The 15,229-nt window shown below is 70.0% G+C and carries 16 protein-coding genes; 14 read left to right on the forward strand and 2 right to left on the reverse strand.

All coding sequences use genetic code 11. The features are described 5' to 3' along the window. The 6 genes from accB to dxs all read left to right on the forward strand — a co-directional run. Positions 1-360, forward strand: a 360-nt coding sequence (gene accB / locus G7Y49_RS10570) for an acetyl-CoA carboxylase biotin carboxyl carrier protein (protein WP_165173621.1), incomplete at its 5' end; no start/stop codon positions are given. Then, positions 360-1,712 (forward strand): acetyl-CoA carboxylase biotin carboxylase subunit, encoded by a 1,353-nt coding sequence (accC, locus tag G7Y49_RS10575; RefSeq protein WP_165173623.1) that lies wholly within the window; start codon positions 360-362, stop codon positions 1,710-1,712. The genes accB and accC, both read left to right, overlap by 1 nt. Further along, positions 1,709-2,062 carry an Asp23/Gls24 family envelope stress response protein gene (locus G7Y49_RS10580; protein ID WP_165173625.1) on the forward strand — a complete coding sequence of 118 codons (354 nt, stop codon included), beginning with the start codon at positions 1,709-1,711 and terminating at the stop codon, positions 2,060-2,062. The genes accC and G7Y49_RS10580 overlap by 4 nt, the downstream gene beginning before the upstream one ends. Positions 2,063-2,152: 90 nt before the next feature. Then, positions 2,153-2,728, forward strand: coding sequence for a transcription antitermination factor NusB (nusB, locus tag G7Y49_RS10585; protein WP_165173627.1), 576 nt, complete (start codon positions 2,153-2,155; stop codon positions 2,726-2,728). Beyond that, positions 2,728-3,048, forward strand: coding sequence for an exodeoxyribonuclease VII small subunit (locus G7Y49_RS10590; RefSeq protein WP_165173649.1), 321 nt, complete (start codon positions 2,728-2,730; stop codon positions 3,046-3,048). Before nusB ends, G7Y49_RS10590 begins: the two co-directional genes overlap by 1 nt. Positions 3,049-3,068: 20 nt before the next feature. Further along, positions 3,069-4,949 carry a 1-deoxy-D-xylulose-5-phosphate synthase gene (dxs, locus tag G7Y49_RS10595; protein ID WP_165173629.1) on the forward strand — a complete coding sequence of 627 codons (1,881 nt, stop codon included), beginning with the start codon at positions 3,069-3,071 and terminating at the stop codon, positions 4,947-4,949. A 108-nt stretch (positions 4,950-5,057) separates the two neighbouring features. Here dxs and G7Y49_RS10600 read toward each other — a convergent pair whose 3' ends face one another. Continuing rightward, on the reverse strand, positions 5,058-5,600 hold the full coding sequence (locus G7Y49_RS10600) for a GNAT family N-acetyltransferase (RefSeq protein ID WP_165173631.1): 543 nt from the start codon (positions 5,598-5,600) through the stop codon (positions 5,058-5,060). A 261-nt stretch (positions 5,601-5,861) separates the two neighbouring features. Between G7Y49_RS10600 and G7Y49_RS10605 the strand changes: the two genes are divergently transcribed. The 7 genes from G7Y49_RS10605 (at position 5,862) to uvrB (ending at position 13,550) form a co-directional block, all read left to right on the forward strand. Further along, positions 5,862-7,190 (forward strand): ammonium transporter, encoded by a 1,329-nt coding sequence (locus tag G7Y49_RS10605; RefSeq protein ID WP_165173633.1) that lies wholly within the window; start codon positions 5,862-5,864, stop codon positions 7,188-7,190. 18 nt (positions 7,191-7,208) lie between these two features. Continuing rightward, positions 7,209-7,547 carry a P-II family nitrogen regulator gene (locus G7Y49_RS10610; protein WP_165173635.1) on the forward strand — a complete coding sequence of 113 codons (339 nt, stop codon included), beginning with the start codon at positions 7,209-7,211 and terminating at the stop codon, positions 7,545-7,547. Positions 7,548-7,757: 210 nt separating this feature from the next. Then, entirely contained in the window at positions 7,758-8,009 is a 252-nt protein-coding gene (locus G7Y49_RS10615) for a TIGR03905 family TSCPD domain-containing protein (RefSeq protein WP_165173637.1), read from the forward strand. Positions 8,010-8,396: 387 nt separating this feature from the next. Continuing rightward, positions 8,397-9,623, forward strand: coding sequence for a 30S ribosomal protein S1 (gene rpsA, locus G7Y49_RS10625; RefSeq protein WP_165173639.1), 1,227 nt, complete (start codon positions 8,397-8,399; stop codon positions 9,621-9,623). 81 nt (positions 9,624-9,704) lie between these two features. Continuing rightward, complete coding sequence (gene mnmA, locus G7Y49_RS10630; protein ID WP_241157385.1) at positions 9,705-10,793, forward strand: tRNA 2-thiouridine(34) synthase MnmA; 1,089 nt, start codon at positions 9,705-9,707, stop codon at positions 10,791-10,793. Beyond that, positions 10,794-11,390, forward strand: a complete 597-nt coding sequence (coaE, locus tag G7Y49_RS10635; RefSeq protein ID WP_165173641.1) for a dephospho-CoA kinase — start codon at positions 10,794-10,796, stop codon at positions 11,388-11,390. Between the two features lie 9 nt (positions 11,391-11,399). Beyond that, on the forward strand, positions 11,400-13,550 hold the full coding sequence (uvrB, locus tag G7Y49_RS10640) for an excinuclease ABC subunit UvrB (protein ID WP_165173643.1): 2,151 nt from the start codon (positions 11,400-11,402) through the stop codon (positions 13,548-13,550). A gap of 112 nt (positions 13,551-13,662) precedes the next feature. Here uvrB and dtd read toward each other — a convergent pair whose 3' ends face one another. Next, positions 13,663-14,109 (reverse strand): D-aminoacyl-tRNA deacylase, encoded by a 447-nt coding sequence (gene dtd / locus G7Y49_RS10645; protein WP_165173645.1) that lies wholly within the window; start codon positions 14,107-14,109, stop codon positions 13,663-13,665. 85 nt (positions 14,110-14,194) lie between these two features. Here dtd and G7Y49_RS10650 point away from each other — a divergent pair. After that, a partial coding sequence (locus G7Y49_RS10650; protein ID WP_165173647.1) for an AAA family ATPase occupies positions 14,195-15,229 on the forward strand: 1,035 nt, incomplete at its 3' end.

Raw genomic sequence — 15,229 nt, forward strand, 5'->3', positions numbered from 1 at the left:
GCCGCACCGGCGCCCGCGGCCCAGGTGGCCCCGGCTCCCGCAGCGGCCCCCGCGCCCGCCGCAGCCGATGACGCCGCGCGCCCGGCGACGTGGCGCGCCGTGACGGCTCCCATGGTGGGCACCTACTACGAGGCCCCGGCTCCCGGCGAGCCGCCGTTCGTGAAGGTGGGCGACGAGGTGGCCGCCAACGAGACGCTGTGCATCGTCGAGGCCATGAAGCTCATGAACGAGATCACCGCCGAGGAGATGGGCACGGTGCGCGAGGTGTGCCTGACCGACGCCACGCCGGTCGAGTACGGCACGGTGCTGTTCTACATCGAGCCCCATGAAGTGGTTCCCACGATTCCGGAGAACGCATGATGTTCGGGAAGATTCTCATCGCGAACCGCGGCGAGGTGGCGCTGCGCGTGATGCGCGCGGCGCGCGAGCTCGGCGTGAAGACGGTCGCGGTGTACTCCACCGAGGACGCCGACACCTACCCGGTGCGCTACGCCGACGAGGCCGTGTGCATCGGGCCGGCGCCCGCCAACAAGAGCTACCTGGTCATGGCCAACATCATCGAGGCCGCCAAGCAGACCGGGGCCGAGGCCATCCACCCCGGCTACGGCTTCCTGGCCGAGAACGCCGACTTCGCGCGCGCCTGCGCCGAGGAGGGCATCGTGTTCATCGGCCCCTCGCCCGAGTGCATCGAGAGCATGGGCGACAAGTCCTCGGCCCGCGAGACCATGAAGAGCTGCGGCGTGCCGACGGTGCCCGGCTCCGACGGCTGCCTCGACACCGTCGAGGAGGCTCGCGCGTTCGCCGAGCGCGTGGGCTACCCCGTGCTCATCAAGGCCACGGCGGGTGGCGGCGGCAAGGGCATGCGCGAGGTGCACGACCCGGCCGACCTCGAGGCGCAGTACAAGGCCGCGCGCACCGAGGCGGGCGCGGCGTTCGGCAACGACGGCGTGTACCTCGAGAAGCTCGTGCTGCGCCCGCGCCACGTGGAGGTGCAGATCCTCGCGGACGACTTCGGCAACAACGTGGCCCTGTGCGAGCGCGACTGCTCCATCCAGCGCCGCCATCAGAAGCTCGTCGAGGAGGCGCCCTCGCCGGCGCTGACCGAGGAGGTGCGCCGCGCCATGGGCGTGGCCGCCGTGAAGGCCGTGCGCGCCACGGGCTACCGCAACGCGGGCACCATCGAGTTCCTGCTCGACGAGCGCGGCCACTTCTACTTCATGGAGATGAACACGCGCGTGCAGGTTGAGCACCCCGTCACCGAGCAGATCACCGGCACCGACATCATCAAGGAGCAGCTGCGCATCGCCGCGGGCGAGCCCATGAGCTGCGCCGGGCGCGCGCCCTTCGTGCCGTCCGGCCACGCCATCGAGATGCGCATCAACGCCGAGGACCCCGCGCACGGCTTCCGCCCGTGCCCCGGCACCGTCACGGCGTTCGAGCCCCCCGCGGGCCCGGGCGTGCGCGTGGAGAGCTACGTGCGCGCCGGCACGCGCATCTCGCCGTACTACGACTCGCTGGTGGCGAAGGTGATCGTGTCCGGGCAGGACCGCGCCGAGGCGGTGGCGCGTGCGCGCCGCGCGCTCGACGAGTTCGTGGTCGAGGGCATCGCCACCACCATCCCGTTCCACAAGCGCGTGCTGGAAAACGAGGTGTTCCTGGCCGGCGAGGCCACCACCGACTTCATCGAAACCCAGATGGGAGACGTACTATGAGCAACCAGCTTAACGTAGACGGCATGTCCTTGGCGCCCGGCGTGGTGGAGACGATCATCTCCATCGCGGCCAACGAGGTCGACGGCATCGCCTCGGTGGGCTCGTACGCCACGAGCGGCCTGCGCTCCATGCTGGCGTCGAGGCCGTCGACTTCCGGCATCGAGACGAGCGTGGACGACGAGGGCAAGCTCGCCGTCACGCTGCACGTCGAGGTGCACTACGGGCACGTGCTGCCCGACCTGGCGGCGCGCCTGCGCGAGGCCGTGGCCGACGCCCTGCGCGTGCAGGTGGGCGTCGAGGTGGCCTCGGTTGACGTGTTCGTCGACGGCATCCAGTTCGACCAGCAGTAGAGCGCCCTGCGGGCGCGGCGGCTCTCCCTCGGGCGGGCGCCGCGCCCGCAGGCCCGTTTCGCCCCTTAGTCATAGACGGAGTAAACTTTTATGTCTGCCAAACGACATGAGCGCACCTTTGCGCGTCGCAGCACCGTGCAGGTGCTCTACACGAGCGAGATCCAGAACGAGCGCCCCTCGGTGCTCCTGGACACGGGCCGCTGCCTGAACGAGGACGGCCCGCTGCCCGAGTACGCGCTCACGCTGATCGACGGCGTGGAGGCGCACCGCGACGTGATCGACGCCTACCTCGAGTCGACGTCGGAGAACTGGGCGCTGTCGCGCATGCCCATCGTCGACCGCACCATCCTGCGCCTGGCCGTCTTCGAGATGGTCTACGTGAAGGACGTGCCCGTGTCGGTGGCGATCAACGAGGCCGTCGAGCTGGCGAAGGACTTCGGCGGCGAGGACGAGTCGCCGCGCTTCGTGAACGGCGTGCTCGGGCGCATCGCCAAGCAGCTCGAGGCCGAGGCCGCCGAGGCCGCTGCCGCTGAGGCCGCTGGGGCCGCTGCGGCCGCTGGGGCCGAGGACGGCGCCGGCGCGGAGGAGCGCGACCCGTTCGCGGGCTACGACGCGCTGCCGACGGCGGGCGAAGGCGAGGCCGCGTCCGAGGGCGCTGAGGCGTGATGGCCGCGCAGCTCGGCACGTTCGAAGAGGTGAAGGGCCGCCTCGAGCAGATCGTCGACGAGGTGAGCGCCGAGGGCGTCACGCTCGGCGAGGCGCTCGCGCTCTACGAGGAGGCCGTCAAGCTGGGACTTGCCGCATGCGACCTGAGCGAGCAGGGCGCGCTCGAGGCCGCAGCCGCCGAGGAGGCGCGCGCGGCGGAAGGCGCCGGCGCCGACGCCGGCGCAGCAGGGGCCGACTCCGGCGCGCCCGCAGGCGACGCCGAGGCCGCAGCATCTGCGGAGGGCGAGGCAGCCCCGGCCGCGGACGAGGGCGCGCTCTAGCGCGCGACGAGGTGATCCCCGTGAGAAACGACCGCATACTCGACGCCATCGACTCACCCTCCGACCTCAAGGTCTTGAGCGACGAGGAGCTTAACATCCTCGCGCAGGAGATCCGCGAGCAGATCATCGCCACCACGTCCAAGACGGGCGGGCACGTGGCCTCGTCGCTCGGCGCGGTCGAGATCATCCTCGCGGCGCACAGCGTGCTCGACGCGCCGCGCGACAAGCTCATCTTCGACGTGGGGCATCAGGCGTACGCGCACAAGCTCGTCACGGGGCGGCGCGACGCCTTCGACACCCTGCGCAGCTACCACGGCATCTCGGGCTTCCCGCGCCCGAGCGAGAGCCCGTACGACGTGCACCCCTCGGGCCACGCCTCCGACTCGCTGTCGGTGGCCGCGGGCCTGGCCAAGGCGCGCAAGATCAAGGGGACCGACGAGAGGGTGGTGGCCGTCATCGGGGACGCGGCGCTCTCGGGCGGCATGGCGTTCGAGGCCCTGAACTACGTGGGCCAAGAGCAGCTGCCGCTCGTCATCATCCTGAACGACAACGAGATGTCCATCTCGCGCAACGTCGGCGCGCTCATGAGGCACCTCGGCAACATGCGCGCGACCTCGCAGTACCGCGACGCGCGCGAGGCCCTGCAGGAGCGCCTCGAGAGCGGCGGCGCCTTCGGCAACGCCGTGGCGCGCTTCGGCAAGAACGTCAAGGAGTCGATGAAGCAGTTCGTCATCCCGCACTCCATGATCTTCGAGCAGCTCGGCATCGTGTGCACGGCCCCCATCGACGGGCACGACATCCGCGAGCTGCGCGAGACGCTGTCGCTCGTGCTCGCCATGGACGCGCCCGTGCTCATGCACGTGGTGACGAAGAAGGGCGCGGGCTACGGCCCCGCGCGCAAGGACCCGGAGCGCTTCCACGGCGTGGGCCCCTACGACGTTGCCACCGGCGCCTCGACCGCGTCGCCTGCGGCCGCCCCCAGCTACACGAGCGTGTTCGGCGAGGCGCTCGTGCGCGAGGCCGCGCTCGACCCGCGCGTGGTGGCCATCACGGCGGCCATGGAGGGCGGCACGGGGCTCAAGCCCTTCGCGCGCGCCTACCCCGAGCGCTTCGTCGACGTGGGCATCGCCGAGGAGCAGGCCGTCGGCATGGCGTCGGGCCTCGCCGCGGGCGGGAGCAAGCCCGTGGTGGCCATCTACTCCACCTTCCTGCAGCGCGCCGTCGACCAGATGATCGTCAACGTGGCGCTGCCGAAGCTCGACGTGGTGTTCGCGCTCGACCGCGCGGGCCTGGTGGGCAACGACGGCCCCACGCACCACGGCGTGTTCGACCTGGTCTACGCGCGGATGATCCCGCACATGCGCGTGCTCGCCCCCTCCGACGAGGCCGAGCTCGCCTGCGCGCTGCACACCGCGCTCGTGCTCGGCGGCCCGTTCGCCATCCGCTACCCGCGCGGCGCGGGCGAGGGCGTGCCGGTCCCCAAGGCCCCCGCCGTCCTCGCCCCGGGCGTCTCGCGCGTGCTGCGCGAGGGCGACGACGCGTGCATCCTCGCGTTCGGGCACATGGTGCCGCGCGCCGTGGAGGCGGCGCGGCTCCTGGAGGAGCGCCGCGTGAGCGCGCGCGTCGTCGACATGCGCTGGGTGAAGCCGCTCGACCGCGAGGCCATCCGCCGCGCGGCGTCCACGCGCCTCGTGGTCACGGTGGAGGAGGGCGTCGTCACGGGCGGCGCGGGCGAGGGCGTGCTCGGCGTGCTCTCCGAGCTGGGGGCGCAGGTGCCCACGCGCGTGCTCGGCCTCCCCGACGACTACGTGCTGCAGGGCAAGGTCGACCTGCTCCTGCGCGACCTGGGGCTCGACGCCGAGGGCATCGCGGCCACCGTGGCCGACGCGCTCGGGGATTAAGGGCGCCCGCCCGGGCGCCCTCTGCGCTGGCGGCTGCGGGCCGCCCTGCGCGAGGCGCGAGCGCGGATGCAGGCCGCCCTGCGCAAGCGTCCGCCCCGCGCCCCGCCGCTACGCCCGGCTCGTGACCGGGCGCTCCATGACGTAGTCGTCCATCACGTAGCCGCCGCCGATCTCGGTCACCACCGAGTCGATCTCGCGGAACCCCTTCGCCCGGTACGCGCGCAGGGCCAGCTCGTTGTGCTTGTTCACCGTGAGGTACGAGGCGGAGAGGCCGCGCTCGCGGCACAGCTCGTCGTAGAACGCCACGATGCGGCTCGCGAACCCGCGCCCGCGCTCGGCGGCCGCGAGGTAGATCTTCGAGATGAAGAAGCGGTTCGTCTCGGGCTCGTCATGCCCGCCGGTGTACCCCACGACGCGCGGCTCGCCCTCCGCGCCCGCGCCGTCCTCGCGCACGCGCACGAACCAGTACTCGTAGGCGTTCTCGGCCATGTCGCGCCTGATGGCGCCTGCGCTCTGGAACTGCTCGATCATGTACTCGGTCTGGCCCTCGCCGATGAGCGCGGGCCAGTACTCGCGCCAGATCTCGCCGGCCAGCTCGGCCAGCTGCTCGACGTGCTCCTCCGTCTCGACGGGGACGAACTCGACTTCCATGCGACCTCCTTCTCGGCGCCTTCGCGCCTCCTGCGCGCTCGCGGGCCGCAATCCCGTGCCCGCCTGCGCGCCTGTTCACGCGCTGGTCTTTGATTGTACTCCTACTCCGTACGTTTCCGGCGTGTAACGCCAGCGCTTCCCCCTTGTTAAAAGGCGTTTTCGAAAGCGCTAACACTCGAGGGCGCGCCCGCGTGAGCCGCGCGGGCGTGGAATCATGGGACGTGGAGTCAGACAACGCGAGGAAACAAGGAGGTATCTGCTATGTTTGACACAGGCTCGACGGGCTTCATGATCGTGTGCACGATGCTCGTCCTCCTCATGACGCCCGGGCTGGCGTTCTTCTACGGCGGCTTGTCGCGGCGCAAGAACGTCGGCAACACGATGATCATGGTGTTCGCCGCCATCGGCATCGTCGCCCTCACCTGGACGACGTGCGGCTGGTCGTTCGCGTACGGCGGCGACGGCTCGGTCCCGTTTTTCGGCGGCTTCGACCAGGTCGGCTGCCTGGGCGCGGTCTCCGACCTGCTCGCTGAGGCAGAGGGCACTCCGGATGCCTTCGCAGTGCTCTCTGGCGCAGCGTCGCTCGACGCGGCCGACCCCGAGCTCGCGGCGGGCTACCCGGCTGTCGTCGACGTCGTGTTCCAGATGGCCTTCTGCATGATCACCACCGCCATCATCACCGGCGCGGTCGCCGGGCGCGTGAAGTTCGGCGCCATCTGCGCGTTCCTGGTGGTTTGGACCGTGCTCGTGTACCCGCCGCTCGCCCACATGGTGTGGGGCGGCGAAGGCTCCCTCATCGGTGACGTCATCGGCGCGCTTGACTTCGCCGGCGGCGACGTGGTGCACATCTCCTCGGGCCTCACGGGCCTCGTGCTGTGCGTCCTGGCCGGCAAGCGCAGGGGCTTCGGCATGATGAGCTACCGTGCGCACAACGTGCCGTTCGTGGCACTCGGCGCGACGCTTCTGTGGTTCGGCTGGTTCGGGTTCAACGCGGGCTCCGAGTTCGCGGCTGACGGCGTGGCGGCGCTGGCCCTCGTGAACACGGTGGTGGCCTCGGGCGCCGCGCTTGCGTCCTGGATGGTGGTCGAGCGCGTGAAGGTGGGCAAGCCCACGCTCGTCGGCGCGGTGACCGGCCTGGTCGCGGGCTTGGTGGTCATCACGCCGGCGGCGGGCTTCGTAGAGCCGTGGGCGGCCGTCGTCATGGGGGTCGTCGTGAGCCCCGTCTGCTACTTCGCCATCTCCGTCTGCAAGCGCAGGCTCGGCTACGACGACGCGCTCGACGCCTTCGGCTGCCACTGCGTGGGCGGCGTCGTGGGCGGCGTCCTCACCGGCGTGTTCTGCGTGCCCGAGCTGTCCTGGACCGGCTTCGGCGGCCTCATCTACACGGGCGACGCGTCGCTGCTTTTGAGCCAGGTCGCGGGCATCCTCGTCACCGTCGCGTTCGTGGCCGTGGCCGACCTGGTCATCGGGCTCGCCGTGAAGGCGTGCTTCAAGGGCAGCCTGCGCGTGAGCGAAGAGGAGGAGGCGCGCGGCCTCGACGTCGCCGAGCACGGCGAGAGCGCGTACCCGGCCTACATCGGCCTCGACTAGCGGAAGGAAGCGGTTCTCATGAAGCGAATCATAGCCATCGTGCGTCCCGAGAAGCTCGAGGCGCTCAAGGACGCCCTGTTCGCGGCGAACGTGTCGGGCATGACCATCAGCCAGGTGAACGGCTGCGGCAACCAGCACGGCTGGACCGAGTACTTCCGCGGCACCGAGGTGCTGCTGAACATGGTGCCGAAGGTGAAGTTCGAGGTCGTCGTCGACGACGCGCGCGTCGACGAGCTCGTGGAGGTGATCCAGGCGGCGGCCCGCACCGGCAGCGTGGGCGACGGCAAGATCTTCATCTCCCCGGTTGAGCAGGTGATACGGATCCGCACCGGCGAGACCGGTGACGACGCGATCTAGCGGGCGGCGAGCGAGCGCGCAGGGGGAGGGGCGGTTGCTTGCATGCGCCCCTTCGTCCCTCCGTCCCTTCGCCAGAGGCAGCCCCGCCCCTGCTCCCATCGTTGCGCAAGACGATGGGAGTAGTTCCCGCTTCCGCTCGGCGGGCCGTGCCTTCGCCGCCCGCGCGTTGCGCTAGAATGGGCGCGGACAATTTGGCGAGGAAGGAGCCCCATGTACACTTACACCCCGAGCGGCGTGTGCTCGCGCCGCATCGACGTCGAGCTTGACGGAGACGTGATCGAGTCGGTCCAGTTCACGGGCGGCTGCGACGGCAACCTGAAGGCCATCTCCAAGCTGGTGGCGGGCAAGCCCGTCGACGAGGTGGTCGCGCTCCTGGAGGGCAACACCTGCGGCCGCCGCTTGACCTCGTGCGCCGACCAGCTCACGCGCGCCCTGCGCGAGGCCCAGGCCGCGCGCGCGTAGAGACCTAGAGGGGACTGCGGGCGGGACGGCGGGCGGTGCTCACCAAGCGAGTTCCGCACGAGCCGAAACGCCCTGCGGGCGTTTCGTGCGAGCAGGACTGTCTGAGCGACTGAGCTCTGCTCGTCGTCCCGCCCGCCCCCGCAACAGCAGCGTTGCGGCGGCCCTACGAATTAATCGCGCTGGGTCAAAATTCACGGGGAAGGAGCGGGGGCGCGTGTTATACTAACTGAGCCTATGGGAAAACCCGTAGGCAAGGTATCTGTAGGCCCCCGAGACATGTTTTGTTGTACAGCTTAGATCGCCAGCTTTAGCATGCGAACATGGTAAGTGTCAATCAATCATGACGAAGGGTCCCCGGAATTCTAGAAGGTTCGAAAGGGGTCCGTTTTGACCGAAATCAAGAACACATCCGTCATCGACTTCTCCGACATCACGGACGAGCAGATGAACGAGATGATTGACGGCACGCTGACCAACTTCGACGAGGGCGATCTCGTCGACGGTGTTGTCGTCAAGCTCGAGCACGACGAGGTGCTCGTCGACATCGGATTCAAGAGCGAGGGCGTCATCCCGTCCCGCGAGCTCTCCATCCGCAAGGATGCCGATCCGTCCGATATCGTGAGCCTGGGCGACAAGATCGAGGCGCTCGTTCTCCAGAAGGAGGACAAGGACGGCCGTCTGATCCTGTCGAAGAAGCGTGCTGAGTACGAGCGTGCTTGGATTCGCGTCGAAGAGAAGTTCAAGGCCGGCGAGGTCGTCACCGGCGAGGTCATCGAGGTCGTCAAGGGCGGCCTGATCCTCGACATCGGCCTGCGCGGCTTCCTGCCTGCGTCGCTCGTCGACCTGCGCCGCGTGAAGGACCTCGACATGTACCTCAACACCGAGATCGAGGCCCGCGTCATCGAGATGGACCGCAACCGCAACAACGTCGTGCTGTCCCGCCGCGTGCTGCTCGAGGAGGGCCGCAAGAACGAGCGCGCCGAGATCCTCTCGAAGCTCTCGAAGGGCATGCGCCTCAAGGGCACCGTCTCCTCCATCGTGGACTTCGGCGCCTTCGTGGACCTCGGCGGCATCGACGGCCTGGTCCACATCTCCGAGCTCTCCTGGAACCACGTCAACCATCCCTCCGAGGTCGTCAAGGTGGGCGACGAGGTGGAGGTCGAGGTGCTCGACGTCGATCTGCAGCGCGAGCGCATCTCGCTCGGCCTCAAGCAGACCACGCCTGACCCGTGGATCAAGCTCGTCGAGTCCTACCCGGTCGGCACCATCGTCGACGGCAAGGTCACCAAGATCGTCCCGTTCGGCGCGTTCATCGAGCTGGGCAACTCCATCGAGGGCCTCGTGCACATCTCCGAGATGGCCGGCCGCCACATCGACACGCCTGCCCAGGTCGTCAAGCCGGGCGAGGGCGTCAAGGTCAAGGTCATGGAGATCAACCCCGAGCGTCGCCGCATCTCCCTGTCGATGAAGGCCGCCGCCGAGGAGCTCGGCTTCGAGATCGAGGTCGACGAGACCATCCAGGCCGAGGAGAAGCCGGCCAAGCGCTCCAGGAAGGCCGACAAGGCTGACAAGGCCGAGAAGGCCGAGGCTCCTGCCGAGGAGAAGGCGGAGTAGCCTTGGGCGCAAGCTCGCCGCGCAGGCGGGCGTGAAGGCAAGCGCAACAGGGGAGCGGAGCCTGCGAGGGCTCCGCTCCCCTTGCTCTTTCTGGAGGATCAGACGTTCGGAGGCAAGGTGGAGCGAGGAAGGCGCGTGGCGCTCGGCATGAGCGGCGGCGTGGACAGCTCGACGGCGGTGCTCATGCTGCAGCACCACGGATACGAGGTGCTCGGGGTGACGTGCGTGTTCATGCCGGGCGCGGCGGCTCGGGCCGCGGTGAGCGGCGCGCGGGAGACGTGCGCGCAGCTCGGCGCCGAGCACGTGGCGGTTGACTGCGCGGGCGCGTTCGAGGAGCGCGTGGTGGCGCCGTTCGCGGACGGCTGCGCGCGCGGCCTCACGCCGAGCCCGTGCGTGGGCTGCAACGCGCGCTGCAAGCTGCCGGCGCTCATGGGCGCGGCCGACGCGCACGGCTGCGACTTCGTGGCGACGGGGCACTACGCCCGCGTGGGGCGCCTCGGGGAGGACGGCCGCTACGCCGTCATGCGCGCGCTCGACCACGCCAAGGACCAGAGCTACATGCTGAGCCAGCTCTCGCAGGAGCAGCTCGCGCGGCTCATCCTGCCCCTGGGCGGCATGACCAAGCTCGAGGTGCGCGAGGTGGCGCGCGCGGCGGGGATCGCCGCGGCCGACGCGCCCGACAGCCAGGACATCTGCTTCGCCCCGCAGGGCTACCGCGCGCTTCTGGCCCAGCGCGGCGTCGCCTTCGAGCCGGGGGACATCGTGGACGTGCGCGGGCAGGTGCGCGGGCGCCACGCGGGGCTCGCGTGCTACACGGCGGGCCAGCGCCGCGGCATCGGCGTGGCGGGCCCCGAGCCCTACTACGTGGTGGGCAAGCGCGCCGACGCAAACGAGCTCGTCATCGGCACGCGCGAGGAGAGCCTCATCCGCCAGGTGCGGGTCGGGCAGATGGCGTGGCAGGCGATCGAGCCGCCCGGCGCCCCCCTCGAGGCCATGGTGAAACTCCGCTACCGCAGCGAGCCATGTGCGTGTATCATGAGAGTCACGAGCAGCGGGAGCGTCGCAGTCGAGCTGGCTTCGCCGCAGCCCGCAACCGCGCCAGGCCAGCATGCGGTTTTCTATCAGGGTGCCACCGTGCTTGGCGGCGGCGTGATCGAGGAGGTAGCGTAAATGAAGAAGCTGTTCATCATCGGCGGCATGGGCGCGGGCAAGTCCACCGCCCGTCGCGCGCTGACCGACCAGGGCTTGGAGTACATCGACCTCGACAAGGTGGGGCATGAGGTCCTGAAGTGGGACACCGTCAAAGAGGAGATCGCCGAGGCGTTCGGCGAGGACGTCTTCGGCGAGGACGGCGAGATCGTGCGCAGCGCGCTCGCCGCCAAGGCGTTCGTGTCGCCCGCCGAGACGCGCAAGCTCAACCGCATCACCATGCCGCGCATCGAGGAGCTCTACACCGACCGGCTCTTCGAGCTCGAGAAGGCGGGCTGCGAGGCCGTGGTGGTGGAGTACTCGGTGTTCAAGAACCGCATGACGTCCCTGGCCTACTCGGCCGACGTCGTCATCGCCGTGCTCGCGCCGCTCGAGCTGCGCATCGAGCGCGCGGTGGCCTCGGGCTTCGACGAGACTGACGTGCGCCGCCGCATCTCGCGCCAGATCACCGACGCCGATCGCATCGAGGCGTCCGACGTGGTGTTCAACAACGACGGCACGCCCGAGGAGCTGCGCAACGAGGTCATCGCCTGGTGGCTGCGCTACAACGCGCAGTAGGGCCCGTCCATGCCTCATCTCTCCAGCCTAGAGGGCGCCGCCATGGAGGGGAAGCTCCCCGAGGTGCGCCTGGCCAACACGCCGTTTCAGGTGGTGTCGCCCTACGAGTCGGCGGGCGACCAGCCTGAGGCCATCGCCGCCCTCGCGGCGGGGGTCGAGGGGGGGCTGCGCTACCAGAACCTGCTCGGCGTGACGGGCTCGGGCAAGACCTTCACCATGGCCAAGGTCATCGAGGCGGTGCAGAAGCCCACGCTCGTGCTCGCCCCCAACAAGACGCTCGCCGCGCAGCTCGCCGCCGAGCTCAAGGAGTTCTTCCCGCAGAACGCCGTGGTGTACTTCGTCAGCTACTACGACTACTACCAGCCCGAGGCGTACGTGCCCTCCTCGGACACGTTCATCGAGAAGGACGCCTCCATCAACGAGGAGGTGGAGAAGCTGCGCCACGCGGCGACGAGCGCTCTGCTCTCGCGGCGCGACATCGTGGTGGTGGCGTCGGTGAGCTGCATCTACGGCATCGGCAGCCCCGCGGACTACGCGGGCATGGCGGTGTTTTTGGACAAGGAGCGCGCCTCCGAGCGCGACGACGTGATCCGCGACCTCATCGACATCCAGTACGACCGCAACGACTACGAGCTCAAGCGCGGCACGTTCCGCGTGCGCGGCGACGCGCTCGACGTGTTCCCGCCCTACGCCGACAACCCGATCCGCGTGGAGTTCTGGGGGGACGAGATCGAGCGCATCGCCGAGGTGGACCACGTCACGGGCGAGGTGCTCGGCGACTTCGAGGCGCTGCCCATCTGGCCGGCGTCGCACTACGTGACGGCGCGCCCGAAGCTCGACCACGCGCTCGTCACCATCCAAGACGAGCTGCGCGAGCGTCTGGGGCAGTTCAAGGAGGAGGGCAAGCTGCTCGAGGCGCAGCGCCTCGAGATGCGCGTGAACTACGACCTGGAGATGCTCGAGACGATGGGCTTCTGCTCGGGCATCGAGAACTACTCGCGCCACCTCGACGGGCGCGAGCCCGGCGAGCCGCCCTACACGCTCATCGACTACTTCCCGCGCGACTTCCTCTGCATCATCGACGAGAGCCACGTGACGGTGCCGCAGGTGCGCGGCATGCACGAGGGCGACCGCTCGCGCAAGATCACGCTCGCGGAGCACGGCTTCCGCCTGCCGAGCTGCCTGGACAACCGCCCCTTGCGCTTCGACGAGTTCGAGCAGCGCGTGCCGCAGTTCATCTACGTGTCGGCCACGCCCGGCGACTACGAGGAGAAGGTCACGCAGAACCAGGTGGAGCAGATCATCCGCCCCACGGGCCTGCTCGACCCCGAGATCATCGTGCGCTCGAGCGCCAGCCAGATCGACGACATCATCGACGAGGCGAAGGAGCGCGTCGGCCGCGACGAGCGCGTGCTCATCACCACGCTGACGAAGAAGATGGCGGAGGATCTGACCGACCACCTGCTCGACCAGGGCGTGAAGGCGCGCTACATGCACTCCGACATCGCCACGCTCGAGCGCGTGGAGATCCTGCGCGACCTGCGCCGCGGCGAGTTCGACGTGCTCGTGGGCATCAACCTTCTGCGCGAGGGGCTCGACCTGCCCGAGGTGTCGCTCGTGGCCATCCTCGACGCCGACAAGGAGGGCTTCCTGCGCAACCACCGCTCGCTCATCCAGACCATCGGGCGCGCGGCGCGCAACGTGAGCGGCCAGGTCATCATGTACGCCGACCGCGTGACCGACTCCATGAGGCGCGCCATCGACGAGACGCGCCGGCGCCGCGAGATCCAGATGGCCTACAACGAGGAGCACGGCATCGAGCCGCAGACCATCCGCAAGGCCATCAGCGACATCATGGGGTTCGTGACCGAGGACGTCGAGGGGAGGAGCGCCGAGCAGGTGAACCGCGAGCTCGCCGAGCTCTCGCGCGAGGAGGTGCTGCGCATCATATCGTCGATGGAGGACGAGATGGCCGCCGCCTCCGAGAGCATGGACTTCGAGGAGGCCGCGCGCCTGCGCGACCAGGTGGTGAAGCTGCGCGCGAGCGTGGAGGGGCAGAGCGAGGCCGACGTGCTCGCCGACCTCAAGAAGACGGCCCGCAAGGGCAGCGCCTACGGCAACCGCAAGCACGCCGCCTACGGCGGCTCCCGCCGCGGGTAGGAAGGCCGGGGGCTGCGCGTGGAACGTGCGGGGCGCGGGAAGCCGACGGGCGCGCAGGGCACGGGAAGCTGGCGGGCGCAGCAGGCACGGCTCGGGCGCAGCGGGCGGCGCCTCAGAGCTCGTCGGTGTCGAGCACGATGGTGAAGGGACCGTCGTTGACGAGCGACACCTCCATCATCGCGCCGAACTCGCCGGTCTCCACGCGCGGGACGTCTTTGCGGGCGCGCGCGACGAACGCCTCGTAGAGCCGCTTGGCCTCGTCAGGCGCGCCGGCGTCGGTGAACGAGGGGCGGTTGCCGCGGCGGCAGCTGGCGTAGAGGGTGAACTGGGACACCACGAGCACCTCGCCTCCCACGTCGGCGAGCGAGAGGTTGGTCTTGCCGTCGGCGTCCTCGAAGATGCGCATCTTGAAGATCTTCGACCACAGGCGCTCGACCTGCTCCTCGCCGTCGCCCCGCCCCACGCCGAGCAGGATGGCGAAGCCGCGCCCGACCGACCCGATGACGTCGCCGTCGATGCTGACGCGGGCCTGGCTGACCCGCTGGATGACTGCGCGCATGGTGTATCCTTTCGTCGTCTGCGTTTTCGCGAGACGATACCACAAACACGCCGGTGCAAGCAGGGACGTTCTAAGGACGCGAGAGATGATCGACGAGATGCAAGTTTCAAACCTGGCGCTGATCCGCGAGGCGTCGTGCGCCTTCTCCGCGGGGCTCACCGCGTTCACGGGCGAGACGGGCGCGGGCAAGACGGCGCTTTTGTCGGCGTGCAAGCTGCTCATGGGCGCGCGGGCCGACAAGGGCGCGGTGCGCGAGGGCACGTCCTCCGCCCAGGTGAGCGGCCGCTTCTTCCTGCCCGGCGAAGGCGGGGAGGGCGAGCGCGAGGTGGTGGTCACGCGCCGGCTCTCGTCCGACGGGCGCTCGCGCGCGAGCATCGACGGCGCCCTGGCGAGCGTCGCCGAGCTCTCGCGCACGGTGGCGCCGAGCATCGACCTCGTCGGCCAGCACGAGCACCAGGTGCTGGCGAAGCCGGCCGCGCACGCGGGGCTCCTCGACGCCTGGGCGCACGACGAGGTGGGGCCCGCGGCCGCGGCGTACGGCGCGGCCTTCGCGGAGGCGGCCGCGGCGTCACGCGAGCTTGCGCGCATCCGGGAGGGGCGCACCTCGTCGGCGGCGCAGCTCGACGAGGCGCGCTTCACGCTGCGCCAGATCGACGCGGTCGACCCGGCGCCGGGCGAGTACGAGGAGCTGGTCGCCTACCTTGAGCGCGCCGAGCACGCCGAGGCGCTCGCGCGCGCGGCCGACGGCGCCTACCAGGGCCTCTCGGGGGACTCGGGCGCGCTCGACGGCCTCTCCCGCGCCACGGCGGCGCTCGAGGAGGGCGCGCGCTTCGACGCGGCGCTCGAGCCCCTCGCGCAGTCGCTGCGCGAGGCGGGCTACGTGCTCGAGGACGTGGCCCGCGAGGCGCTCAGCTACCGCGACGGCGTGGAGTGCGACTACGACGAGCTGGCCGGCGCCCAGGAGCGCGCGGCGGCGATGCAGGGGCTCCTGCGCGCGTACGGCCCGCGCATGGACGACGTGCTCGCCGCCCGCGAGGCCGCCCGCGAGGCGGTGTCGCTCGTCGACGACGCCGAGGAGCGCGAGCGCGCCGCCGCGGCGGCGCTCGAGGCCGCCGAGGCC

This window comes from Adlercreutzia sp. ZJ242, assembly GCF_011038995.1.
GTDB lineage: Bacteria > Actinomycetota > Coriobacteriia > Coriobacteriales > Eggerthellaceae > CAAEEV01.